The sequence below is a fragment of the Bacillus cereus group sp. BfR-BA-01347 genome (assembly GCF_022663835.1).
GTDB lineage: Bacteria > Bacillota > Bacilli > Bacillales > Bacillaceae_G > Bacillus_A > Bacillus_A thuringiensis_K.
Genome location: NZ_JAKUGG010000013.1, coordinates 71,355 through 95,522 on the forward strand (window position 1 = coordinate 71,355; position 24,168 = coordinate 95,522).

Below are 24,168 nucleotides of genomic sequence, written 5' to 3' on the forward strand. Positions count from 1 at the left end.
TTACGCCTCCATTACTAATAATTGTGGGTCATTCAATAGACGTTTAATTTGGTTTAACGCTTTTTGAGCAGTTGCACCGTCAATTAAACGATGGTCAAAGCTTAGAGATAATGCTAATACTGGAGCTGCAACAATCTCACCGTTTTTCACAACTGGTTTTTCAGCGATACGGCCGATACCAAGGATTGCTACTTCTGGGTGGTTGATAACTGGAGTGAACCATTGTCCACCTGCAGAACCAATGTTTGTAATTGTGCAAGAAGCACCTTTCATTTCAGCTGGAGCTAGACGACCTTCACGTGCTTTACCAGCAAGATCATTGATCTCGTTAGAAATTGTGAAGATAGACTTACGATCTGTATCTTTAACAACTGGTACTAATAGACCTTTGTCTGTATCAGCTGCGATACCGATGTTGAAGTAATGTTTATGAACTACTTCTTGAGATGCATCATCTAAAGAAGTGTTTAACATTGGGTATTCACGTAATGCAGATGTTAAAGCTTTAACAACGTACGGAAGGTAAGTTAATTTAATACCTTTGTCAGCTGCTACTGCTTTGAACTTCTTACGGTGAGCAACAAGTTCTGTTACATCTACTTCGTCCATTAATGTTACGTGAGGAGCTGTGTGTTTAGAGTTAACCATTGCTTTCGCAATCGCTTTACGGATACCACTCATTTTCTCACGAGTTTCTGGATATTCACCAGCTGGGATTGGTTGTGCTTTTGGTGCTTCTTCTTTCGCTGCTGCTGGAGTAGCTTCTACTGCTGCTGGAGCCTCAGTTGCTGCTACAGTTTGTCCACCATTTGCAAATGCATCGATGTCAGCTTTTACGATACGGCCATTCTTACCAGTACCAGATACTTTATGAATGTCTACACCTTTTTCACGAGCGTATTTACGAACAGATGGCATAGCGATTACGCGCTCATTTACTACTTCTGCAGTTGCTGCTGGAGTAGCTTCCGCTGCTGGAGCTTCTACTGCTGCTTCTTCAGCTTTTGGAGCTTCATCATGATCGTCACCTTTAAATTTAAGGTTTTCGTATCCAGGAGCATCAAATTTAATTAATGTATCTCCTACGATTGCAACTGTTCCTTCTTCTACAAGTACTTCAAGTACTTTACCTTTAACAGGAGAAGGGATTTCTACTACTGCTTTATCATTTTGTACTTCAAGAAGTACATCGTCTTCGTTTACTTCATCGCCTGGTTTAATAAACCATTTTACGATTTCACCTTCGTGGATACCTTCACCGATATCTGGTAGTTTAAATTCAAATGCCACGGAATTCAGCCCCCTGATTCATTTCATTATTATGGAATATGTACAAAAGAAACCAGCATGTGCTGATTTCTTTTGCACATGAAAAGCTAAAAATTAGAAGTTCATTACTTTGTTTACAGCTTCAACAATATCTTTGTGGTTTGGTAACCATACGCTCTCTGCTTGAGAGAATGGGAATACTGTATCAGCAGCTGCAACACGTACAACTGGAGCTTCTAAGTTTAAGATTGCACGGTCGTTAATTTCCGCTACAACGTTAGCTGCAATACCAGCTTGTTTTTGAGCTTCTTGAACTACAACTACGCGACCTGTTTTTTCAACAGAAGCGATGATTGTTTCGATATCTAATGGTTGAACTGTACGTAAGTCAACAACCTCTAAAGAGATACCTTCTTTTTCAAGTTCTTCAGCAGCTTTTAATGCAGCGTGAACCATAGCGCCATAAGCGATAACAGATACATCTGTACCTTCACGTTTGATATCAGCTTTGCCTAAATCAATTGTGTAATCACCTTCTGGTACCTCTTGACGGAATGAACGGTACAATTTCATATGCTCTAAGTAGATAACTGGATCGTTGTCACGAATCGCAGAGATTAAAAGACCTTTAGCGTCGTATGGAGTAGATGGAATAACAACTTTTAGACCAGGTTGTTGAGCCACTAATCCTTCTAAGCTATCAGCATGTAGTTCAGGAGTATGAACACCACCACCGAATGGAGAACGAACTGTTACTGGAGCAGTCCAACGTCCACCAGAACGGTAACGCATACGAGCTAATTGACCAGAAATTGAATCCATTACTTCATAAACGAAACCGAAGAATTGGATTTCTGGAACTGGACGGAATCCTTCAAGTGCAAGACCAACTGCAAGTCCACCAATACCAGACTCTGCAAGTGGAGTATCCATTACACGATCTTCACCAAATTCAGCTTGTAAACCTTCAGTAGCACGGAATACACCGCCGTTTACACCAACGTCTTCACCAAATACAAGTACGTTAGGGTCATTTTTCATTTCAACGCGTAAAGCATCAGTGATTGCTTGAATCATTGTCATTTGAGCCATGGCTTACTTCGACTCCTTTTCTTTGTAGATTTCATATTGTTCAGCTAAGTTGTAAGGCATTTTTTCGTACATGATTTCCATTAAATCAGTTACTTTTTGTTTTGGAGCTTGGTCAGCCTTAGCAATTGCTTGTTTGATATCTTCTTTTGCTTCTTCGATTACTGTCTCTTCAACTTCTTGAGACCATAGGCCTTTAGCTTCTAAGAACTTACGGAAGCGTACGATTGGGTCTTTTTGTTCCCATTCGTTTTCGATATCTTTTGTACGGTAACGAGTTGGGTCATCACCAGCCATTGTATGTGGACCGTAACGGAATGTTAAAGTCTCGATTAAAGTAGGGCCTTCGCCATTTACTGCGCGCTCACGAGCGAAAGCAGTCGCTGCGTATACAGCTAGTGGATCCATACCGTCTACTTGAATTCCGTAAATACCTGCTGCTACTGCTTTTTGTGCTACAGTTTTAGCTGCAGATTGCTTTTCTACTGGAGTAGAGATTGCATAACGGTTGTTTTGAACAACGAAGATTGCTGGAGCTTTAAATGCACCTGCAAAGTTCATACCTTCGTAGAAGTCACCTTGTGAAGCACCACCGTCACCAGTGTAAGTAATTGCAACAGATTTTTTACCACGTAGTTTCATACCTAACGCAACACCAGCAGTTTGGATGATTTGCGCACCGATAATGATTTGTGGAGCTAATGCATTTACATTCTCAGGCATTTGGTTACCCATGAAGTGTCCACGAGAGAATAAGAATGCTTGGTATAATGGTAATCCGTGCCATACTAATTGTGGTACATCACGGTATCCTGGTAAGATGAAATCTTCTGCTTCAAGTGCGAAATGACTTGCTAATTGAGAAGCTTCTTGTCCAGCTGTAGGTGCGTAGAAACCTAAACGTCCTTGACGGTTTAAAGAAATAGAACGTTGATCTAATACGCGAGTATACACCATACGACGCATTAATTCTTTTAATTGATCATCAGATAATTCAGGCATAGCTGCTTCATTCACAACTTCACCGTTTTCATTTAAAATTTGTAATGTTTCAAATTGAGCTGCGATAGCTTTCATTTGCTCATCAACATTAAATAGGGTCTTTTTTGTTTTAGTACCCATTCCGTTCACCTCTTCCTCTCTTGAACCATATTCTGAAACGCTTTCACTGGCTATTTTCCAGTTTAAAAAGCGCAACGATGTAAACCAACATGTTTGTCTGTCGGTTGAGAATAATTTTGTGTACCTAACAATCTGTACTAATGTTTTTTCAGAAACATATTAATACAATCTTGATCACGTTTTTTAGTTTACAACTATTCTAATTACGATGTCAATTACTTTGAATACGTTTTTTTATAAATAATATGCAGGTTTCTACTACACAAACGTGTTTTTATTTTTTACATCTGTATTAGTAAGCATTGACCTACTGTTATATTATTCCCTTTTTCACTTATTTTTTCTCTTAGAATAATATGTAAACGATTTAATTCTCTTTAGTTTTTCTCTCTTCGTAACAAAAATATACAAACTACTCTTCCTTTTTTAGGTAAATACCTATACATTTCCACCCTCTCTTCCATACATTATAGTAACCGCAGTATTAGCGGGAAATGATAAAGGAGGTCATCTCATGTACGGATACTCATATTGCTATCCAACTTGTTCATATCCTTCCTACGGTTATGGCGGTTCTTGTGGCGGGTCTGGACGCGGCTTCGCCTTAATCGTTGTGTTGTTTATTCTTTTAATTATCGTTGGTGCTGCTTGCATTCGCTAATGTAAAACGAAACAACTATGGAAAGAAAAAGACGGCTTTGCCGTCTTTTTCTTTTTATCACATACATAAATACTCTATAATAGAACGATTTCCAAAATGCCTTCCCTTTCTTGCCGATGACTTTTTCCATCTCCTTTGGTAGACTAAAGAGGAAAGGAGAGATTACATATGCTTACAATGAAAGATGTTATTCGCGAAGGAGATCCTATTTTGCGCAACGTTGCAGAAGAGGTGTCATTACCGGCAAGCGAAGAAGATACAACTACCTTAAAAGAAATGATTGAATTCGTAATAAATAGCCAAGATCCTGAAATGGCTGAAAAATATAGTTTACGCCCTGGAATCGGATTAGCGGCTCCGCAAATCGGTGTTTCAAAAAAAATGATTGCAGTTCATGTAACCGATGCGGACGGTACATTATATAGCCATGCATTATTCAATCCAAAAATCATTAGCCATTCTGTTGAACGTACATATTTACAGGGTGGTGAAGGCTGTCTATCTGTAGACCGCGAAGTACCTGGTTATGTTCCTCGTTATACAAGAATTACAGTAAAAGCAACTTCTATTAACGGAGAAGAAGTAAAATTACGTTTAAAAGGTTTACCAGCAATCGTATTCCAGCACGAGATTGACCATTTAAATGGAGTTATGTTCTATGACCATATTAATAAAGAAAATCCTTTTGCCGCTCCTGATGATTCCAAACCTCTAGAGCGATAATAAAAAGGCGGAAGTTAACTTCCGCCTTTTTATTATGAAATGGGTTCCATATTCACTTACAGCAATCCAGCCCACTTTAGTCCATGATATATACCGTCTTCACTAACATCCTTTGTCACATGATTTGCAAGTTTTTTTAAGTCTTCATGGCCATTTCCCATCACAATACCTGTGCCAACGGCTTCGATCATTTCTAAATCATTTAAGCCATCTCCGAATGCATACACTTGATCACGATTAAAACCTAACTTTTCAATATATTTCTCAATTCCTTTTGCCTTAGAACCACCATTAGGAATGATGTCCATTGAATATGCATGCCAACGAATAAAATGAAAATCTGGATAATGATTAATAAACTTTTCCTCTTCATTTACTTCACAAAAAAGTAGTGTTTGATAAATATTACGTTCCTCATAAAAATTAGGCTCATATGCTGGATGCTCAAAGTTTAAGCTTCCGAAGCCTTCTTTCACATAATCATGATATTCCACTGATGCTCTCATATTTTGATGGTCAAGGTATACAAGTGGATATCCTTCTTGTTTTGCAAACTGAGTAAACTTATGTAAAGCATCTGGATGTAACGGATTATCAAATATTACCTCATCTTCAAAGACAACATATTGTCCATTAAAACTAACATAATTATGTATATCAAGTTCCTTGCGAATATCTTCGAACATAAATGGCGCGCGCCCTGTCGCAATTGCTACATGTACACCTTTCTCTTGTAACTGTTTTACTGCATCTCGTGTAGATTGTGGAATTTTTTTATCATGATCTAATAACGTTCCATCAATATCAAAAAAGACAATTTTATCATTCATTTGTCAAAATCCTTTCTGGCACTCTATATTCCTATTTTGAATATCACTTTTCAAATTCTAAAAAAAAGTATAACATATTAAACATCTGTGAAGAAAGCGTTCCCTTTCTGACCTTATTTGTAAACTTTGCATATATATTAGTAAAACATGTGGATACTTGTTCGGATGAATTTTCTTTTCCATTCTTCCTCATACTATACCTATAACTAACGGCTACTAATCGTTACTATAGAATAACTTTCACTGTATGGGAAAGGACAAGATTCACCATTCACTTTTGTCCTATCTCTTATATCAGAGATAGAGTTTTCACTAGTAATAGGCATGTTTAAAATAAGGAAAGGAAGGAGTAATCATGCTGAAGAAGCTGAAGAAAAAGCTCAAGCGTTATTTAAACGGTCTAGTCCGTAAAAAGACAATCGCTTAAATTATGCCCATTTAGGGCTTTTTCTTCATTCTCATTCGAAAAAACATGAAAATCGTGACTGTTTGCTTTATAATAAGTAACAGATAATGCAAAACATAGACAAGGAGAGGTTTTCCAAATGATTTTTAAAGTATTTTATCAAGAAAAATTAACTGAGGTTCCAGTACGTGAAAATACAAAAGTTTTATATTTAGAGGCTACGTCTGAAAAGGATGTTCGTACAAAATTAAATAAGTTCGCATATAATATCGAGTTTGTTCAGTCTGTTACTGGCGCTCATCTTGAATATGAAAAAGAAAACGCTGATTTAACATTAGCGGAAATCGTATAGCGATATGAAATTTCTAAAAAACGACCAAGTTGCTGTATTTGCTCTCGGTGGGCTTGGTGAAATCGGTAAAAATACATACGCTGTTCAATTTCAGGATGAAATTATTATAATTGATGCTGGAATTAAATTTCCAGAGGACGAACTTCTCGGAATCGATTATGTAATACCAGACTACACTTATTTTGTGCGAAACGAAGATAAAATTAAAGGGTTATTCATTACACATGGTCACGAAGATCATATCGGTGGAATCCCTTACCTATTACGTCAAGTGAACATTCCAATTTACGGTGGAAAATTAGCAATTGCGCTCATCAAAAACAAATTAGAAGAACACGGCTTACTTCGTAAAGCAAAACTTTACGAGATTCAAGAAGATGACGTTATTAAATTCAAAAAAACGTCTGTATCCTTCTTCCGTACAACTCACAGTATTCCAGATTCATACGGCGTTGTTGTGAAAACACCTCAAGGTCAAGTTGTTCATACAGGTGACTTCAAATTTGACTTCACACCAGTTGGTGAACCAGCTGATTTAACGAAAATGGCTGAAATCGGTAAAGATGGCGTATTATGTCTATTATCTGATAGTACGAACAGTGAAGTTCCAAACTTTACTATGTCTGAGCGTCGCGTTGGTGATAGCATTCAAGACATTTTCCGTAAAGTAGAAGGACGGATTATATTCGCAACCTTTGCATCAAATATTCACCGCTTACAACAAGTTGTTGAAGCTGCTGTTGAAAACAACCGTAAAGTAGCTGTGTTTGGTCGAAGTATGGAAGCAGCGATTGAAATTGGACAAAACCTTGGTTATATTCGTTGCCCGAAAGATACATTCATAGATGCATCTCAACTAAACCGCTTACCAGCTAATAAAGTTGTTATTTTATGTACAGGTAGTCAAGGTGAACCGATGGCAGCACTTTCACGTATTGCAAACGGTACACACCGCCAAATTCAAATTATTCCTGGAGATACAGTTGTTTTCTCTTCTTCACCAATTCCAGGAAATACAATTAGCGTAAGTCGTACAATTAACATGTTGTACCGCGCTGGCGCTGATGTAATTCACGGTAAACTTTCAAATATCCATACAAGTGGACACGGTGGACAAGAAGAACAAAAGTTAATGTTACGTCTAATTAAACCGAAGTACTTCATGCCAATTCATGGTGAATATCGTATGCAACGTATGCACATGAACATAGCAAATGATTGTGGCATCCCTGAAGAAAATTGCTTCATTATGGATAATGGCGATGTTCTTGCTTTACGTTCGGATGAAGCTAGCGTAGCTGGAAAAATCCCATCTGGTTCGGTCTACATTGATGGAAACGGTATTGGAGATATTGGCAATATCGTATTACGAGATCGTCGTATCCTTTCTGAAGAAGGACTTGTAATTGTAGTTGTAAGCATTGATATGAAAGAATTTAAAGTTGCAGCAGGACCTGATATCATCTCACGCGGTTTCGTTTACATGCGTGAAAGCAGCGATTTAATCAATGATGCACAAACATTAATTACAACTCATTTAGAAAAAGTAATGGAGCGTAAAACAACACAATGGTCTGAAATTAAAAATGAAATTACAGACACATTAGCTCCATTCCTATATGAGAAAACGAAACGCCGTCCAATGATTTTACCAATCATTATGGAAATATAAGAAAAAGGACAATGCCATGAAGGCATTGTCCTTTTCTTTTCTCTTATCTTAAAAAGTGTTTAAATCGATCCACTTCATCGTCATGACCAATGACAATTAATATATCTCCTGCTTGAATACTCTCCGTAGCTCGAGGGGATACGATAACTTCTTTACCTCGTTTAATTGCTACAATATTCAATCCAAACTTCGCACGAATGTCTAATTCAATTAAAGAGTGCCCATCAATTTTTTTATTCGCAATAATCTCTACAATACTATGCTCATCTGAAAGCTCAAGGTAGTCTAACACATTGCTTGATGCAATATTATTAGCAATCCTTTTTCCCATATCACGTTCTGGATGCACAATATGATCTGCACCTATTTTACTTAACACTTTTTCATGATAATCATTTTGAGCTTTTACAGTAATATTTTTTACACCCAGCTCTTTCAAAATCAAAGTCGTTAAAATACTTGAATTTAAATTATCTCCAATAGCAACGACTACGTGATCAAAATTTCGAATACCGAGGCTTTTTAATACCATCTCATCTGTTGAATCTGCAATTACAGCATGCGAAGCTATATTTGCAAATTCATTAATTTTATCCTCATCTGAATCGATTGCCATTACTTCCATACCTAATTGAGCTAGTTCTCGGCAAATACTTCCACCAAAGCGACCAAGTCCAATGACAGCAAATTCTTTTTCTTTCTCACCCACAGGAATTCCTCCAATAACTTCAAGTACTATTTATTTTCAGTGTAACACACTTTATATGCGTCACAAAAACTGTAATTAGCTCTTATTTTTGTTTTTGTATATAAAAATATTGTTGCAAGTAAAAAGCGATACCAACAAGTAACATAGCAAATACAAATATATTTCCAAACGAACTAAATGTTTCAAAAACGAATAATAATGTTTCTTGACCAAAAAAGGCAAATAGAAGCTGTGTGAAGGCAAATAATAATGCCCATATGTAATGATGTTGATGGAATAAATAATGCGTTGCACCTAAAAAAGCAATAAATGAAAAGATAAAGATCCACCAGTTTTCTAAAAATAGTTGCCAATTAAAAAATTGATATCCATTTACTAATATCGCAATAAGCGCGATAACTGCCATCGTCGGCACACTCCAAAATAATGCCCGTCCTCTAAAGAAACGAGTGCCTTTAACGTCTCCTTTTTCATGTGCAATATATGTTAGTACTACTGTGCTTATATACAAAACAGAAAGAATTGTTAAAACGATAATGAGCCAAAAATGTAATTGATAATATTCATGCTCTATATTTGTCACGATTGCAGCTAACATGCACGGAATTAACATTCCCGTCCAACCATCTACTTTTCTTTCATTCCAAAAGACCGTATTACCAATCCTTATTCCTAACAACATAAAAATAATGATACCCAATACAAATAACGTAGTTTTATTCCCTACTAAACTCGTTGAGAAAGCAATTAATCCAATAAATAAAAAGAGCACAAACCCATTCATAATTTCTAGTACAGGTGATAAATATCTCTTTACCCATTTGTATGTTTCGTCATATTCATTATTATCTACTAGACGATAGGCATAAAAACTTATCCCAAAATAAACCGCCGCAATAATAACATACGCATATAAGACGAAACATAAAATCGCACTGCTAATTTGCACGTAATTCCCCACCCTTTTTTCTATGTTTCACATTGATTTTACACACTTTTCATACTAAAAGTAAACATATATAAGTTAGTCAGATAATTAATAATGAGCAGTGGCTAAAACCCCCTGCTCATTATTAAAACAGTACAATTAACTTTAATTCTTTTATTTGTATGTAAATGTCTAAAATCAATCTATACGAGCGTTACTTACACCTCAAAACAAAAAGTTTTTTGGAACCTTCATGAAAGCGGAAGTTTTATTTTCTATTCCCTTTCCACTTTACATATTGGCTTAGAAATGTAATTGCCTTTTCAATCACTTCTTCGTCTGGTTTTAATTTTGCATGATGTAAACCATATTCTGAATTTACTCCAAGCCAAAACATAAATCCAGGGATTTCTCGAAGCATATAACCAAAATCTTCACCTGTCATTGCCTCAGTACATGTAATAACATTCATATCAGTTTGTTTATGTACAAATTGCATAAACTCTCTCGTTAACTCTTCATGGTTATATACTTGATGATACATTGCTCCGTAATCTATAATCGCCTCACACTGGAAAGAAGCTTCGATACCTGCAACAATTGCCTCAATTCTGCTTTTCACACGCTTCATTGATTCCACTGATAATGTTCGAATCGTTCCTTCTAAACGAGATTTTTCTGCAATAATATTTTGAACCGTACCACCTGTAATTTTCCCGATTGTAATTACTGCACTATCAAGAGGATTTACATTGCGACTAATAACAGATTGAAGCTGTGTAACAAGATGACTCGCTGCAACAATCATGTCATTTGCAGTATGCGGATAGGCAGCATGGCCACCTTTTCCTTTTAAATCAATATATAATTCTGAAGTATTGGCAAATAACAGTCCTTCTTTCGTTGCAATTGTCCCTACAGCGTATTCTGGTGCAATATGAAGACCAAGAATTATATTTGGTTTCCATTCTTTTAACTCTTCACTTTCTAACATAGGAAGAGCACCGCCTGGTCCTTCTTCTGCTGGCTGGAATAGAAATACAAGGTCATCATCTATTCTTTCGCTCACAGCTTTCGTTAGAAGGCCTAAACCGATCGCTGTATGTACATCATGGCCACATGCATGCATCATTCCTTCATGAATAGAAGCAAACTCGTATCCAGTTTCCTCTGTAATTGGTAAACCGTCTATATCTGCACGATAACCTATTATTTTTTCGGGTTTTTTTCCATTTACTTTAACGATTACACCCGTTTTCCATGTCTTCACTTCCACAAATTCATGAGAAAGTGTTCCTATATAATCTAAAATATACTGTTGCGTTTTCCATTCCTTAAATCCGATTTCTGGAATTCTATGTAGATCTCTACGAATTTGGACAAATTTGCTTACTGTCATTTTTGCACCTCTATCTATAAAAAGCGTAAGAGCCCATTTACGCTCTTACGCTTTTTTACTTTTTATTTCTCTGGGTTTAATTGACGAAGCTCTTGTTTAATTTCTGTTTTTGCTTTTGTCTTCTCATCAATTTCTTTAATTACACGTGCTGGAGTACCTGCAACAACTGTGTATGGAGGCACATCTTCTGTTACAACAGCTCCCGCTGCCACAACTGCACCTTTACCTACTGTAACACCCTCTAAAACAACTACGTTTGCACCGATTACTACATCATCTTCAACGATAACTGGTTTTGCAGAAGGTGGCTCAATAACACCTGCAAGTACAGCACCTGCACCTACGTGACAGTTTTTACCGACTGTTGCACGTCCACCAAGTACTGCGTTCATGTCGATCATAGAACCTTCACCAATTACAGCACCAATGTTAATTGTTGCATTCATCATAATTACAGCGTTGTCACCAATTTCAACATGGTCACGAATAATAGCACCTGGCTCGATGCGAGCTTTAATACCTTTTAAATCAAGCATTGGGATTGCAGAATTACGACGATCGTTTTCTACAACGTAGTCAACGATGTGCTTATTATTCTCATCAAGAATTGTCTTAATTTCAGACCATTCTCCGAATAATACACCTGATTTTTTATTCACAAATGCTTGTACTGTTTCAGGGAATGTTACTTCTTTTAAATCCCCTTTTATGTATACCTTTACAGGAGTTTTCTTTTCACTTTTTTGAATAAACGAAATAATTTCGTTAGCGTCCATCATTTTCATTCTTGTTGCCTCCTAAATCCATTTATAATGTTACTCTACCAAACGAAAGAGCGAGTAGCAAGATAATAATCTTATTTTTCTCTTTGAATTTCTTCTATAATTTCTAAAAATGCTTGTACTTGTTTCAACTGCCTTGCCGAGTCACTTGTTAACAACCATGTTTCTCTCGTCAGTTGAACAGGTGTTTTATACATATTTTCCTGTACTTCCTTTAAAACAGTAGAAGGTAAAAGGGCATAACCTATACCATTTAAAACAAGTTGTTTACATGTTTCAATTTGGTCAACTACAATCGTTCGCTTAGGCGGATTAGAAAATAAACCATACCACCAATTTTGTATTTGTCCATAATAAGTCGAATCACTTTTAAATTGAATGAACGGCCTATTTGTTTCTTTTAACATCGAAATATCTTTTATTTCTTTATCAACTAAATACAGTTCATCTTCAAATAATTGTTGCTTCTGACCTTTATATTCTTGTGTTCCCCTCAGTATAGCAACATGAACGTCTCCTTCATAAAACTGCTTTTGCACTTCACTACTCCATCCAGTAAACAGCGATATCTTTACAGAAGGATATTTATGCACAAACTTTTTCAAAACAGGAGGGAGCCAATATTGACCAATAACTGATGCAACAGCTATTTTTAACGTTCCATGAGTTTCCGTTCTAAAAACAGCTAGCTCACTTTTTATATCTTCTTCCCTTTGCAACATTTCTTTAGCATAATTTGCTACTTTTTCCCCTTCAGGTGTAATTGTCAATCCTTTTTGTGAGCGAATAAAAAACTTCATTCCCCATTGTTTCTCCATAGATTGTAATCGTTGACTCAGCGCAGGTTGGGAAACAAATAAACGTTCCGCCGCTTTTCTCATATTTGATTCCTGAGCTAACACAACCATCATTTGAAAATCATCAATTTGCAACTTTCTCCCTCTTTCCTTAGCTTCCATACACCTTATTTCAATAAGCTTTTCATCCTTAATTTAGCCGAATGCTTTCATTCAGAAAATACAATTTCCGAGCGCAAACTTCCTTATGTTTTATGTCTTTTTAAATATAATACATACACAAGTGATATGCACGAAAAAAAAGTGACTTCTTCGTTTCTATGAAGTCACTTTTCTCACGTTATCGATTATGTTGCCTTACTTTCTTATTCAACAATTTTAAAATAGCCCGACGTGTTAAAATCCCCTCAAAATAGCCTTCTTCATTAACAGCACAAATAAAAGGATGATCAATTGTCATTTCTAAAGCTTTTGCAAATGAATCTTCTAATTTAAGAACAGGTATATCTTCCTTCATCACCTGCTCTACTTTCATATCATCAAGTCTTTCAAACTCAATACGCTCTAATCCTAACATACCATCTAATATCATGGCAGTACTAATCAAACCATGTAGTTTATACATTGGATCTAAGACAGGTATCGCCGAATATCCAGATTTCACAAGAACGAGTAAAGCATGTTCTAAACTATTTCCAATTTGGACATGAGCTACTTTTTCCGATGAAATCATTAAATCCTTCACAAGAATTTGTTGAAATTCGTCTTTCGGAATACTAATCATATTACATCCCCCATTTTCCCTTTTTCCTGCTTATGTTCACAACTCTATTCACATTTTATGACAGCGTTTTCATATTATTATTTTGTCCTAAATTTATTTTAATAAAAATACAATCACACAGCTATTTTAGCATACAGTACAAAAAAAAGACTACCATTCCGGTAGCGCTTAATACCCTTTATTTTTTAATCTGTAAAATAACCTTGTGATTTTTTTATATTGCATCACATCTGTCTGTTTCAAACCATTCTCAATATCTGTAAGTTCCACAGCTAAAATTTCACTTGCATAATTTTGCTGAAATAAAATATCTAGTAGCAAACTTTCTTCTTCCTTCGTTAAAACAACTTCCCTTTGCATATACCCCTCTCCTTACACTCGCATCGTTACTCTTATTATATAAAAAATTCAACCTATTTAATAGATGTAATATTCAGTTTTTACTAAAAGATATGTAGCAATCGTAAATAGACAAAAAATCATTTCGTATATCGATTTGCATAGCTAAATGCCGCATAAGCATCCGGCTTAATTTTTGCAGTTAATCCCATCGCTCGAATTTTTTCTGTCATATCTAAAATAAATTCTTTTGTTAAACCATCATTCCCAATGTCTAAATGAATTTCCATTATGAATCCAGCCCCATCTTGAGCATAAGGGTGCAATAACTCCCATATTGTTTGTATATGAGTAGGCGTAAATAGACATGCGATTTCTTGACTAAACTGTGTTTCTAAATATATTTTCTCACGTAAGGTTGTTGGCTTATCTTTTACTGATCTATGGTGTAAACAACCCCAGGCACCTTTTCCAACACGATGAATATGGATTGCTGTAATAAACCTCGTATCCTTTTGATGGGCTTGCGAGTCTGTCCCAATGGATAATCGATATAAATTTCGTGGATCCTTTTCAATGAAACTACAAATACGGTTAAAAACCATATCGAAATTTAAATGTCTCTCTGAAACATTGTAAAATTTATGTGCACCGTCCATAGAGTCACGTCCTTTCAATTAGACAGACTTTTTGTATTCTCATTGTATGGGACAAAAACTAAAATTATAACTTCCTATCCTTTATTCGTTTCAATATTTCGAATTATAAAGTGACAAACTTGGCACGTATAAATTACATTTTGATTAGATTGAGCCGTTAATACATGAATAATCTCAGCAGAACTTTGACAATTAGGACAAATCACAACTGGTAAACGTTCCATACGATAACCTCCTAGTTATATTTCCCCCGCTATTTGCAGAACCCAGCGATTGTGAGAAATTTAGCTTCACATATTCAGCCGGTTGACGGGACTAATTATCCACATGGATAAGCAAACTTGCACGGATTAAATTTTCATTTTAATACCATTGTAGGAAAAATAAAAAACTTCTATACATTACGCCGGAAAGTAATAGAACTAAAAAAGGTACTGCCATGTGGCAGTACCTTTTTTATATGTATCAAGAAATGATATCGTAAATCTCAATTGCAACCATGTCGATATTATCGAATTGATACACTTGAGGTTTTTCACCTTGTTGATACACTTCTAACTCATACATTTCACTTTTATCGAAAAATTTCACGCTACATTTGCGCTCACCGTTCACTTCAAAATAGCGTTGTGCTACTTCACCGCTTTCAGCTTGTTCTTGTAGACTAACAAGTCGAGTTAAAATTCCTTGGAGTAGAGACATGAAATCTCTCCTTTCTCTGATCTTCCTACCAATAGGTTTTACAGCTATACTCATTCTATCCGTCATAACAGAAAAAATGTTCCACACTCTAGGATAAAGGTTATTGGCCAGAAACTCAACTAAAAATTTGTCGAAATGCGAAGGAAAAAACAGAAAGAACATATTTCCCCTTCTTTATTGCGGTTTTTATATTGGAAGAATATAATAAAAAACAGAAAAAAGGAGGAATTACAATGAAAAAAATTGAGGTTTATACACAACCCGATTGTCCGCCATGTGTTATTGTAAAAGAATTTTTGAAGCATAATAACGTTGCATATGAAGAATTTGACGTAAAAAAAGACGCTGCTGCTCGCAATCGTCTTTTAAACGACTATGATTCTTATTCAACTCCAACAGTCGTAATTGATGGCGAAGTAGTTGCAGGTTTTCAAATTGAAAAGTTACAAAAACTACTCAATATAGAATAGGAATAGGTAAATACCTATTCCTATTCTTATCCCGCTATTTGTAGGTAATAAAACTCCCACCCAAAATTTAGCTACAGCAAAGAAGTTAGATGGAAGAGTAATCCCTCCCACTGATTAAAAGTTTCACTTTATAATTGTTGCAACCTTTTTATTTCAGTTAAAAGTTCCTGACTTTCATGATATCCTGCTAACTTCCATTTATCTTGATCCCTTTTCAATGTTACAATTTGATATTGTCCACTTTTTGTCCGCTCATATACATATAAATTTTTATGTTCTTCATCATACGACATTTTCGTTTCTGAATTAAAAGAAAACGGTGCTTCTTTTGCCGGAAGTAAATATTCACCACTTTGTTTATCACTTCTGCTATTTTCATCTGTAAATACTTGAAGGAAATTATCTGTAAAATACGGTGATAACATCTCTATCATCTTATTCATCGGCAAATTCTTCCCACGAATTGAAAATTGGGTTTCATAGCCTTTTTGTATCGTTGTAAATACTTCTTTCCGATCGACTTCCACTTCCTCTTTTCCTAAAACAGTCGTAACACTATAACCAACTAGAAAGGCAACACATACAAATAGAACAAGCCATATTCCATATTTCCTCATTTTTTCACCTTCCTTTTAAAAGAACTTGTCTTTGTAGTATTCATTGTAACAATGATTATGCAAAGAAAGGACAGGTTTCGTTCGTAAAATCTTTACAACGATAGACAGCATTTTCATCACCATTTTCACTATTACCAATTTATGATAAAAACAAACAAAAAATGCACGAATCTCTTCGTGCATTAAAATAAAACATCTTCTTCATATAAATATTCATAAGATAAATCTATAAATAAAAAGTTGTCATCATCAATCGGGAAAGAAAATGTTCGTACCATTTCTCCCGTTTCAATATCTGCATATAAATCTGAAAGCCTCGCCTTATTCTCAAAACGCATTTTCATGATATTCTCGAGAAAATACGGACGCCAACTCCAGTTCTTCATATAATAATCCGGCATCACAATCCATTCTCCATCTTTTTTCATAACATTTCCTGATTGCTGGAAACCATCTTCATTACAAATAAATATACGAAAACTACACTGTGATACACTTTGACTAAATTGTAATAACCAATCATTTATATCTTCATTCTTTTTTTGTTTTGATAAAACATCGCCAATGCGATCGCGTAACATCTCTGTTAAATTATAAATTTTTTGTAACTTCTTCTTTTCATGCTGAATAAACTGATGACATTCATTACCAAGTCGCTCTTTCAAAACATTCGTTTCAATAAAATCAGGTAAACATTCTTTCAAATAATTACCTTGATAATATCTTCCGCCGTTCTTCCAAGCATATTGCAGTTGATAAAAAGCATCTATTTCTTCATATAACAAAGTTGCACCAATTCTTCTAGCAAGTAATGATAAAGAATATAAAATATCTTGATAAGATTGTAAAAGTGCTGTTTGCCTTAAGTTCGTTAAATCTACTTTTAAAATATCAGGTGCTAACACGCTAATACGCTCTAAATTACTTGTGCCCGTTCCGACTTTATTAATTGAAATTTGAATACCATATGTACGATAATACATAAGCAAATGATTAAATTGCTCTATATCTTCTTTACATTCATGCTCTGTAATCTCTAAAACAATTTGTTTTAAATTTAAACCTTGTTCTTCATACCTCAATAAAAGTTGAAGCAAGCTTTCATCATCATCATTCATTAATACATTAGCATTCCGATGTATAAATAATAATAATTTTTGATCGCTTTCTAAATAACGATTTAAAGCTTTTTCTACTATAATATTATCCGCTTCCAGTTGAAATTCACTTGGAATTGAATCATCGTGAAAGAAAGAAGCTAAACTTTGTATGCCCTCTTCTGTTTGAATACGTCCTACTACTTCGTATCCAATTACAGTATGCTCATCAGCACTAAAAATAGCTTGATAATAAGGAAGGACTTTATCCAAGTTACTCATTACATCTAATGCATCTATCAACGTGCTTCCCTCCCTTTACTTTTCAAAAATTATAACATGATATTTACGGAAAAATAATAAAAAATCCCTTCAGTTTTCCTGAAGGGATTAGAGGGGTAAAATGCTAAGGGGAATTAGCAATTCTACTATGAAGAAAAAAGAGGTCTTAAATATAACGTATATATGACCTCTTGTAAACACTTTTCTTTCATATGTCACAATTCCGTCACATTTAACCATAAAAAATGAATCAAACATTCATTTTTTTATCCCTTTTAAAATGGATATTGATGTAAATGTTGTCCTCCATCCATTGTCATGCAAGTTCCATTTATGTACGCAGCTTCATCTGAACATAAATAATAAGCTAGACCAGCAATTTCTTCTGGCGTACCCAGCCTTCCAAGCGGAACACTTTGTATCGTACGCTTAGCCATTTCTTCTGAAATCCATAATTTATCAGCACCGCCCGTACGTTCAATTGGTCCTGGCGCGATAGCGTTAACTCGTATTCCATATTTACGTCCCCACTCAACAGCGAGCGTCTTCGTCATCGCTAATACTCCTGCCTTCGCTGCAGCCGAATGAATAACTCCTGGACCAGCATCCCATGCATATGTTGCTACCATGTTAATGATATTCCCTTTTACCCCTTTTTCAATCCAATATTTTCCAACAGCATGGCTACAGTAAAATGTACCGTTTAATACAATATTAATGACTGAATTCCAACCATTCACGGATAAATCTTCTGCTGGACAAATAAAGTTTCCAGCTGCATTATTTATTAAAACATCAATTCGACCAAACTTCTCATCAATCTGTTCAATCATTTTCTGAATGTCATCCGTATTTCTTACATCCATTTGTACAGGTAATACTTGCCCTGGAAATTGTTCAATTTCCAACTTCGTTTCCTCTAGTTTTTCCTTCGTACGTCCTGTAATAACAACTCGTGCCCCTTCTTTTGTAAAACGAGTCGCCATTCCTTTTCCCATTCCACTCGATCCACCTGTTATAATAACTACCTTTTCTTTCACATACATCCCCTCCAAAAAATGAATACATATTCATTTTATCACTTTATTTAATAGAAATCTTTATATTTTTAAAGTTTTCTGATATTTTAACGTAAAGAACTTTCTTTTCATTCATTTTTTTTCGTAATCTATACTAATTTTTTATTATGTAAAGTATATTTTTAAATAAACTGAAAGGAGATTTGAGTAGCCTATAAATGGAATAAAAACCTTGAGGTATACTCATATTTTTATGAAGCACATTACAAGAAGAACTTTTTTGAAAATTGGTATGCGTACTTGTCTCTATTCATTTATAACCAGTAGCATCGGATACTACTATGCTAAATATATAGAGCCCCATTTCATTTCTTTTACACAGCACACATTAAAATCACAACTCATCCCAAAAAGTTTTCATGGTATGAAAATTCTTCAATTCAGCGATTTACATCTCGGATACTATTTCTCGCTCCAGCATTTATCTCAAGTTGTTTCTAAAATTAATGCTGTAAATCCAGATATTGTCCTTTTTACTGGAGATCTCATTGATAATTATCAAACGTATACTGACACTCCTTTCGTCGCATCCATTTTAAAAAATATACAAGCCCCCTTTGGTAAATTCGCTATTTATGGTAACCATGATCACGGTGGATATGGAACTGAATACTATGAGCACATCATGCGTGAATCAGAATTTGAACTATTGCTCAATAGTGAAAAAAGAATTCGTCTAATGGATAATAGTGAAATTTCTATTTTCGGTCTCGATGATATACTACTAGGCAAACCAAAAATAGAGAAAACATTACAACATGCACGGCAAAATACTTATAACATCGTTCTTGTTCACGAGCCAGATATCGCACCGCAAATTTCCAAATATCCAATCAACTTGCAACTTTCTGGTCATAGCCATGGCGGACAAGTACAAATCCCTTTTTTAGGAGCTATTATTACACCATCACTCGCCAAAGACTATATTGAAGGCTTCTATACGATGCAGGATTTAACCCTCTATGTCAATCGAGGCCTCGGAAGAACACGTGTTCCATTTCGTTTTATGTCAAAACCTGAAATCACAATTTTTACACTCCAACATTCGTAATAATTCGCCTATTTTCTTACATATCCTTTCTTGTACGCGCTCATCCACGTTTTGTTTACCATATGATAAAAGTGAGTCCAATAAAGGAGGTATGTTCATGTATCCATATTATCAACCAATTCCAGTCCGTTCAGCACCTATTGGTCCAGTAGGCGACTCACGCTTCTTCCCGTTTTTTGGCGTTCCCTTTCTAGCTGGAATTGCTGGTGGATTGCTCGGCGGAGCATTAGCTTTCGGCCCTCGACCATTTTATCCACCTTATCCACCACCTTTCCCGCCGCCAGCACCTTATCCTTGTTACGGTGGACCATGTCAGCAACCATACTATTACTAAGTTAAAATAACGATTCTTTCAAATGTTATTCTCTCAACGAGCCACCTCATTACACGCTTATAATAAAACTATTGTTTCTACCCATCCTTCCATTTTTGGAGCATATGAGTAGAAAAAAGTAAAAACCTCTTATGGACATAAGAGGTTTTTACTTTTTTCATTATTCAGCGTCTGTATTTTGATACGCCATCTTAAACAACTTCACTTGGCTATCAATTTCTTCTGTACTACCATTAATAACATAATAGTAATCACCATCTTTATTTTGTTCACGTGTCTTCACATTATCAGCTAATGTAAGCTGTAAAATCGCCTTAATTCGTGCCTTCATTTCAATATCTAATATCGGGAAAGATATTTCCACTCGCTTCTCCATATTTCGCGTCATCCAATCAGCTGAAGATAAATATATTTTCTCCTCTCCATTATGATGGAAATAATAAATACGGCTATGTTCTAAATATCTTCCCACAACACTAACTACACGAATATTTTCACTTACATTTGGAATACCAGGTCTTAAACAACATGTTCCTCGAACAATGAGCTCTACCTTTACTCCAGCTTGCGATGCTTCGTACATTTTTTTTATTAACGGTTTATCTGTTAATGAATTCATCTTAGCGATAATATATCCATTTCCATATTGTCTATGATAACGGATTTCTTCATCTATTAAATCCATAAACTGCTCTCTTATATCAAATGGAGCAACCGATAAATGATGAAAATGTGGCTTTGTTGTATAACCACTTAAATAATTAAAGAAATTGGTTGCATCAACCCCAAAATCTTTTCTTGATGTAATATATCCAAAATCAGTATATAACTTCGCTGTTGCATCATTATAATTTCCAGTTCCGAGATGTACGAACCTTTCGATTTTTCCGTTTTTTCTTCTTACAACTAACGTAATTTTACTATGAGTTTTCAAGTGACTTACACCGTAAATAACATGACAGCCTGCCTGTTCCAATTCTTTAGCCCAATGAACATTGTTTTCTTCATCAAACCTTGCCTTTAATTCAACTAATACCGTCACTTGTTTTCCCTTTTCAGCCGCTATTTTTAACGCCTGAATAATCGGTGAATCACCACTTACACGATATAACGTTTGTTTAATCGCAAGTACATTCGGATCGTCTGCCGCATCACGGACAAAATCAACTACCGGCTGAAATGATTCAAAAGGATGATGTAATAAAATATCATGCTCAATTGCTTTTTCAAATACATCTTCTTCATCACCTAAATCTTGAGGCGGTTGCGGAATAAGAGCCGGATATACAAGATGTTCATATAAAGGAGCTAGTTTTTTATATAAAGAAAACAAACATGTTAAATCTAATGGACCATCCATTATATATACATCTTCATCTTTTACTTCCAGAACCTCATATAATAACGCTAATACTCTTTCATCAATGTGTTCTTTCCCAACTTCTAAACGAACAGCAGCCCCCCACTTACGCTTTTTTAATTCTTTTTCAATTACCTTTAATAAATCTCTCGCACCTTCTTCATGAATCGTTAAATCTGCATTGCGTGTAATACGGAAACGAGTAACAGATGATACTGTATATCCCGTAAATAATTTATGAGTAAAGCTACTAATTACGTCTTCTAATAAAATAAATTTATGCTTTTGCCCTTCGCTCGGTAAAATTATGAAGCGCTCAAGTAATGAAGGAACTTGTACAATCCCTAACTTCGTCCTGTTTTCTTCTTCCGCTTGCTTCTCATCATATAAAAGAGTAGCCAAATTCAAACTTTTGTTTAATAACATTGGAAATGGGCGATATGCATCAATAGCTACAGGAGTTAACACCGGGAAAATTTGCTCGTCAAAATACTCTTCTATAAATTCTCGCTGCTCTTTCGTCAAATCATTGAATGTTAAACGTTCAATTCCCTCTAACTCAAGCGCTGGTAATACATAATTTTTAAATGTATCATATTGTACTGTCATTAGTGCATGGGCTTTTATCGCAATTTTATTTAATTGCTTTTTTGGTGTTAAGCCAGCTTTATTTTCTGGCTGATTAAATCCAGCACTCACTTGATCCTTTAATCCCGCTACACGTACCATAAAGAATTCATCTAAATTCGAACTAAAAATACTAATGAATTTCAATCTTTCCAAAAGTGGATTATTTCCATCTTGCGCTTCTTGTAGTACACGTTCATTAAATGCTAGCCAGCTTAACTCTCGATTATTGTAATAAGCTGTATCATTTAAATCTACTGCATTCCCCTTCGATAATTCCATTCTCTTCACACTTCCCCTTGAAACTTTTTTACTATAATTTAGTTAATTTCATTTTATCAAGTTACAATATTACAAAGTGTAAATTTTTCGTAAAGACATCCGTACAACCTAATGTTTTAATTCAAATAATAAATTAATATTCGTTTTTAATACTCTTTCTAACTGTTTTTTTTGTTTTTCAGCTTGCACTTTTTCTGCTAATGCAGACTGTTCACATAAAACTTTAAACGTTAATCCCTCTTCGCTTTCTGTTATAGATATGGTATCAACAAGCGATCGTTGCCTTACATTTAAAGCAGCTGAAAATTGTAAAACAGCTCCTAATAGGCGGATTTTTTTTTGTTCACTTTTATCAAACCAACCTTCAAATGGAGATAAATGTTGTTTAAATAGCATTTTTGATTTATAAGATGCAATAAGTGCTAACCTCACTCTATCTTTATGCATCATGCCATCAATTGTCTTATTCGCTAATAAATAAAACGTATGTAAACGACTCGCTTCTTCGTCTATATATTTGCCTATATTAAATACTTTCGCTGCTTGATGGAACACTTCCCAGTCTTTTACTGACATAGAAATAAGCCCTATTTCCTCAAGTTGTTTGCAAATTAGTCTTCCATGTTTAATAAGTTGAATAACAAATTCCATGTCCATTTCGTATTCATATGATAGTAAATGCAAACTTTCTTCAACTACGTTCGGATAATATGAAATCCCCAAATCTTTTGTCAACTCTTCATAGAAAACACCTTCTCTTAACCCTTTTCTACTTAATACAAATGCCGGTGCCTCTATAACATTAACAAGTGTATGAAATACTTCAACCGCTGGAATAATCGTATCTGCTCGATCTTTTGCCAATCCTTCCAATTTCTGAAGTTCTATGAACGACAATTTTTCTAATTCCTCTTTTACACTTTCAATATCTTCTTCTTTCATCTTGTATAAATGTAATCCTGCTATAGGATAACATATTAAATTTTGATGGATTTTTACTAAGTTCCTAGCACTACCACCAATTGCAATAAGAGGCAATTTCTTATTGATTAACCATGGTAACGTTCGAAATTGAGACTCTAAATACTGTTGCATTCCCTCTAACTCATCTTTAATAGGAATATCACCTTTAATAAATTGTTGCTTTAAAGAAAGTGCCCCAAAAGGAAAACTATGGTACTCTAAAATCTCTCTATTTCTAAAGTATGTAACTTCCGTACTTCCCCCACCAATATCTACCGTTATTCCTTCTGAAAACGATGTAGAATTCATAACCGCCAAGTATCCGTAACGCGCTTCCTCATACTCTGATAATACTCTAAGAGTAAAGTCTGTTTGTCCTTCAACAAGCTTTTTAATTTCCTCTTGATTCTCCGACTGTCTAATTGTTGCTGTTGCAACACAAAGTACATGATGCAACTGATGGAATCTTGTACTTTCTTGAAATTGAAATAATGTCTGTAATAATACTTCTATTCCCTCTTCATTCAACACACCATCAATTAAGTAATTCCTTAACCTCGCAACAACTTTCGTATTTTCAATCTCTTTATAATAACCTCCATTTTGCTTTTCATAAATAACTAAACGCATTGTATTAGATCCAATATCTATAATGGCATACTGTTGTTTTAATATTTCTTTCAAACTTCTCACTCTTTCATTATCAAATTTCAAAAACATATTCTATTACTATTATACAAAATAGTTGTTTTTTGTAACAATATTGCTTTAATATTGAAAATA

General features: G+C 35.0%; 26 protein-coding genes. 7 read left to right on the top strand and 19 right to left on the bottom strand.

Going from position 1 to position 24,168, the window contains the following annotated elements; all coding sequences use genetic code 11:
* The 3 genes from pdhC to pdhA form a co-directional block, all read right to left on the bottom strand.
* Entirely contained in the window at positions 1–1,290 is a 1,290-nt protein-coding gene (gene pdhC, locus MR143_RS19000; RefSeq protein ID WP_000863422.1) for a pyruvate dehydrogenase complex dihydrolipoyllysine-residue acetyltransferase, read from the bottom strand.
* A 93-nt stretch (positions 1,291–1,383) separates the two neighbouring features.
* Positions 1,384–2,361 carry a pyruvate dehydrogenase complex E1 component subunit beta gene (pdhB, locus tag MR143_RS19005; protein ID WP_000068168.1) on the bottom strand — a complete coding sequence of 326 codons (978 nt, stop codon included), beginning with the start codon at positions 2,359–2,361 and terminating at the stop codon, positions 1,384–1,386.
* Positions 2,362–2,364: 3 nt separating this feature from the next.
* Positions 2,365–3,480 (bottom strand): pyruvate dehydrogenase E1 component subunit alpha, encoded by a 1,116-nt coding sequence (gene pdhA / locus MR143_RS19010; RefSeq protein ID WP_000536895.1) that lies wholly within the window; start codon positions 3,478–3,480, stop codon positions 2,365–2,367.
* A 514-nt stretch (positions 3,481–3,994) separates the two neighbouring features.
* Between pdhA and MR143_RS19015 the strand changes: the two genes are divergently transcribed.
* Positions 3,995–4,141 carry a YjcZ family sporulation protein gene (locus tag MR143_RS19015; RefSeq protein ID WP_000274562.1) on the top strand — a complete coding sequence of 49 codons (147 nt, stop codon included), beginning with the start codon at positions 3,995–3,997 and terminating at the stop codon, positions 4,139–4,141.
* A gap of 168 nt (positions 4,142–4,309) precedes the next feature.
* Complete coding sequence (def, locus tag MR143_RS19020; RefSeq protein WP_000957048.1) at positions 4,310–4,864, top strand: peptide deformylase; 555 nt, start codon at positions 4,310–4,312, stop codon at positions 4,862–4,864.
* A 56-nt stretch (positions 4,865–4,920) separates the two neighbouring features.
* On the opposite strand, the gene MR143_RS19025 is transcribed toward def, so the two are convergent.
* Complete coding sequence (locus tag MR143_RS19025) at positions 4,921–5,694, bottom strand: Cof-type HAD-IIB family hydrolase (protein WP_000998267.1); 774 nt, start codon at positions 5,692–5,694, stop codon at positions 4,921–4,923.
* Between the two features lie 545 nt (positions 5,695–6,239).
* Between MR143_RS19025 and MR143_RS19030 the strand changes: the two genes are divergently transcribed.
* Positions 6,240–6,452 (top strand): DNA-dependent RNA polymerase subunit epsilon, encoded by a 213-nt coding sequence (locus MR143_RS19030; protein WP_000576435.1) that lies wholly within the window; start codon positions 6,240–6,242, stop codon positions 6,450–6,452.
* A gap of 4 nt (positions 6,453–6,456) precedes the next feature.
* Positions 6,457–8,124 carry a ribonuclease J1 gene (rnjA, locus tag MR143_RS19035; protein ID WP_000670377.1) on the top strand — a complete coding sequence of 556 codons (1,668 nt, stop codon included), beginning with the start codon at positions 6,457–6,459 and terminating at the stop codon, positions 8,122–8,124.
* 43 nt (positions 8,125–8,167) lie between these two features.
* Here rnjA and MR143_RS19040 read toward each other — a convergent pair whose 3' ends face one another.
* The 10 genes from MR143_RS19040 to MR143_RS19085 form a co-directional block, all read right to left on the bottom strand.
* The gene (locus MR143_RS19040) at positions 8,168–8,833 is read right to left on the bottom strand and encodes a potassium channel family protein (protein ID WP_000504034.1); all 666 of its coding nucleotides are present in this window, start codon (positions 8,831–8,833) and stop codon (positions 8,168–8,170) included.
* Between the two features lie 82 nt (positions 8,834–8,915).
* Positions 8,916–9,782 carry a hypothetical protein gene (locus tag MR143_RS19045; protein WP_001167319.1) on the bottom strand — a complete coding sequence of 289 codons (867 nt, stop codon included), beginning with the start codon at positions 9,780–9,782 and terminating at the stop codon, positions 8,916–8,918.
* Between the two features lie 247 nt (positions 9,783–10,029).
* Positions 10,030–11,160 carry an N-acetyldiaminopimelate deacetylase gene (locus tag MR143_RS19050; RefSeq protein WP_000218668.1) on the bottom strand — a complete coding sequence of 377 codons (1,131 nt, stop codon included), beginning with the start codon at positions 11,158–11,160 and terminating at the stop codon, positions 10,030–10,032.
* 62 nt (positions 11,161–11,222) lie between these two features.
* A complete protein-coding gene (gene dapD / locus MR143_RS19055) occupies positions 11,223–11,945 on the bottom strand; it encodes a 2,3,4,5-tetrahydropyridine-2,6-dicarboxylate N-acetyltransferase (RefSeq protein ID WP_000783241.1) in 723 nt (240 codons plus the stop codon).
* Between the two features lie 71 nt (positions 11,946–12,016).
* Complete coding sequence (locus tag MR143_RS19060) at positions 12,017–12,901, bottom strand: LysR family transcriptional regulator (protein WP_001987174.1); 885 nt, start codon at positions 12,899–12,901, stop codon at positions 12,017–12,019.
* A gap of 178 nt (positions 12,902–13,079) precedes the next feature.
* A complete protein-coding gene (cbpB, locus tag MR143_RS19065) occupies positions 13,080–13,523 on the bottom strand; it encodes a cyclic-di-AMP-binding protein CbpB (RefSeq protein WP_000623581.1) in 444 nt (147 codons plus the stop codon).
* Between the two features lie 168 nt (positions 13,524–13,691).
* A complete protein-coding gene (gene abbA / locus MR143_RS19070) occupies positions 13,692–13,883 on the bottom strand; it encodes an antirepressor AbbA (RefSeq protein WP_001188692.1) in 192 nt (63 codons plus the stop codon).
* Positions 13,884–14,002: 119 nt separating this feature from the next.
* Complete coding sequence (locus MR143_RS19075; protein ID WP_000348491.1) at positions 14,003–14,521, bottom strand: ribonuclease H-like YkuK family protein; 519 nt, start codon at positions 14,519–14,521, stop codon at positions 14,003–14,005.
* A gap of 74 nt (positions 14,522–14,595) precedes the next feature.
* Positions 14,596–14,745, bottom strand: coding sequence for a hypothetical protein (locus MR143_RS19080; protein WP_000440539.1), 150 nt, complete (start codon positions 14,743–14,745; stop codon positions 14,596–14,598).
* Between the two features lie 241 nt (positions 14,746–14,986).
* A complete protein-coding gene (locus MR143_RS19085; protein ID WP_000055151.1) occupies positions 14,987–15,223 on the bottom strand; it encodes a YkuJ family protein in 237 nt (78 codons plus the stop codon).
* A gap of 233 nt (positions 15,224–15,456) precedes the next feature.
* Between MR143_RS19085 and MR143_RS19090 the strand changes: the two genes are divergently transcribed.
* Entirely contained in the window at positions 15,457–15,693 is a 237-nt protein-coding gene (locus tag MR143_RS19090) for a glutaredoxin family protein (RefSeq protein ID WP_000717872.1), read from the top strand.
* A gap of 128 nt (positions 15,694–15,821) precedes the next feature.
* On the opposite strand, the gene MR143_RS19095 is transcribed toward MR143_RS19090, so the two are convergent.
* The 3 genes from MR143_RS19095 to fadH form a co-directional block, all read right to left on the bottom strand.
* Positions 15,822–16,310, bottom strand: coding sequence for a DUF3993 domain-containing protein (locus MR143_RS19095; RefSeq protein ID WP_001233807.1), 489 nt, complete (start codon positions 16,308–16,310; stop codon positions 15,822–15,824).
* 182 nt (positions 16,311–16,492) lie between these two features.
* Entirely contained in the window at positions 16,493–17,710 is a 1,218-nt protein-coding gene (locus tag MR143_RS19100) for an EAL domain-containing protein (RefSeq protein WP_000564306.1), read from the bottom strand.
* Between the two features lie 254 nt (positions 17,711–17,964).
* Entirely contained in the window at positions 17,965–18,729 is a 765-nt protein-coding gene (fadH, locus tag MR143_RS19105) for a 2,4-dienoyl-CoA reductase (protein WP_089148311.1), read from the bottom strand.
* Between the two features lie 232 nt (positions 18,730–18,961).
* Here fadH and MR143_RS19110 point away from each other — a divergent pair, with 232 nt between their 5' ends.
* Together MR143_RS19110 and MR143_RS19115 are read left to right on the top strand one after the other, a co-directional pair.
* Entirely contained in the window at positions 18,962–19,819 is an 858-nt protein-coding gene (locus MR143_RS19110) for a metallophosphoesterase (RefSeq protein WP_002164159.1), read from the top strand.
* Between the two features lie 97 nt (positions 19,820–19,916).
* Positions 19,917–20,153, top strand: coding sequence for a hypothetical protein (locus MR143_RS19115; protein WP_000283738.1), 237 nt, complete (start codon positions 19,917–19,919; stop codon positions 20,151–20,153).
* Positions 20,154–20,313: 160 nt separating this feature from the next.
* On the opposite strand, the gene MR143_RS19120 is transcribed toward MR143_RS19115, so the two are convergent.
* Both MR143_RS19120 and ppx read right to left on the bottom strand, forming a co-directional pair.
* Positions 20,314–22,422, bottom strand: a complete 2,109-nt coding sequence (locus MR143_RS19120; RefSeq protein ID WP_000423549.1) for a polyphosphate kinase — start codon at positions 22,420–22,422, stop codon at positions 20,314–20,316.
* Between the two features lie 108 nt (positions 22,423–22,530).
* Complete coding sequence (gene ppx / locus MR143_RS19125) at positions 22,531–24,105, bottom strand: exopolyphosphatase (protein ID WP_003302605.1); 1,575 nt, start codon at positions 24,103–24,105, stop codon at positions 22,531–22,533.
* Positions 24,106–24,168: the final 63 nt, after the last annotated feature.

What these genes read in the sequence shown, in the direction of transcription:
- pdhB (WP_000068168.1), bottom strand. Translation starts at nt 2,361, where the DNA reads ATGGCTCAAATGACAATGATTCAAGCAATCACTGATGCTTTACGCGTT.
- pdhA (WP_000536895.1), bottom strand. Translation starts at nt 3,480, where the DNA reads ATGGGTACTAAAACAAAAAAGACCCTATTTAATGTTGATGAGCAAATG.
- MR143_RS19015 (WP_000274562.1), top strand. Translation starts at nt 3,995, where the DNA reads ATGTACGGATACTCATATTGCTATCCAACTTGTTCATATCCTTCCTAC.
- def (WP_000957048.1), top strand. Translation starts at nt 4,310, where the DNA reads ATGCTTACAATGAAAGATGTTATTCGCGAAGGAGATCCTATTTTGCGC.
- MR143_RS19025 (WP_000998267.1), bottom strand. Translation starts at nt 5,694, where the DNA reads ATGAATGATAAAATTGTCTTTTTTGATATTGATGGAACGTTATTAGAT.
- MR143_RS19030 (WP_000576435.1), top strand. Translation starts at nt 6,240, where the DNA reads ATGATTTTTAAAGTATTTTATCAAGAAAAATTAACTGAGGTTCCAGTA.
- rnjA (WP_000670377.1), top strand. Translation starts at nt 6,457, where the DNA reads ATGAAATTTCTAAAAAACGACCAAGTTGCTGTATTTGCTCTCGGTGGG.
- MR143_RS19050 (WP_000218668.1), bottom strand. Translation starts at nt 11,160, where the DNA reads ATGACAGTAAGCAAATTTGTCCAAATTCGTAGAGATCTACATAGAATT.
- dapD (WP_000783241.1), bottom strand. Translation starts at nt 11,945, where the DNA reads ATGAAAATGATGGACGCTAACGAAATTATTTCGTTTATTCAAAAAAGT.
- MR143_RS19060 (WP_001987174.1), bottom strand. Translation starts at nt 12,901, where the DNA reads ATGGAAGCTAAGGAAAGAGGGAGAAAGTTGCAAATTGATGATTTTCAA.
- cbpB (WP_000623581.1), bottom strand. Translation starts at nt 13,523, where the DNA reads ATGATTAGTATTCCGAAAGACGAATTTCAACAAATTCTTGTGAAGGAT.
- abbA (WP_001188692.1), bottom strand. Translation starts at nt 13,883, where the DNA reads ATGCAAAGGGAAGTTGTTTTAACGAAGGAAGAAGAAAGTTTGCTACTA.
- MR143_RS19075 (WP_000348491.1), bottom strand. Translation starts at nt 14,521, where the DNA reads ATGGACGGTGCACATAAATTTTACAATGTTTCAGAGAGACATTTAAAT.
- MR143_RS19080 (WP_000440539.1), bottom strand. Translation starts at nt 14,745, where the DNA reads ATGGAACGTTTACCAGTTGTGATTTGTCCTAATTGTCAAAGTTCTGCT.
- MR143_RS19085 (WP_000055151.1), bottom strand. Translation starts at nt 15,223, where the DNA reads ATGTCTCTACTCCAAGGAATTTTAACTCGACTTGTTAGTCTACAAGAA.
- MR143_RS19090 (WP_000717872.1), top strand. Translation starts at nt 15,457, where the DNA reads ATGAAAAAAATTGAGGTTTATACACAACCCGATTGTCCGCCATGTGTT.
- MR143_RS19095 (WP_001233807.1), bottom strand. Translation starts at nt 16,310, where the DNA reads ATGAGGAAATATGGAATATGGCTTGTTCTATTTGTATGTGTTGCCTTT.
- MR143_RS19110 (WP_002164159.1), top strand. Translation starts at nt 18,962, where the DNA reads ATGAAGCACATTACAAGAAGAACTTTTTTGAAAATTGGTATGCGTACT.
- MR143_RS19115 (WP_000283738.1), top strand. Translation starts at nt 19,917, where the DNA reads ATGTATCCATATTATCAACCAATTCCAGTCCGTTCAGCACCTATTGGT.
- MR143_RS19120 (WP_000423549.1), bottom strand. Translation starts at nt 22,422, where the DNA reads ATGGAATTATCGAAGGGGAATGCAGTAGATTTAAATGATACAGCTTAT.
- ppx (WP_003302605.1), bottom strand. Translation starts at nt 24,105, where the DNA reads ATGTTTTTGAAATTTGATAATGAAAGAGTGAGAAGTTTGAAAGAAATA.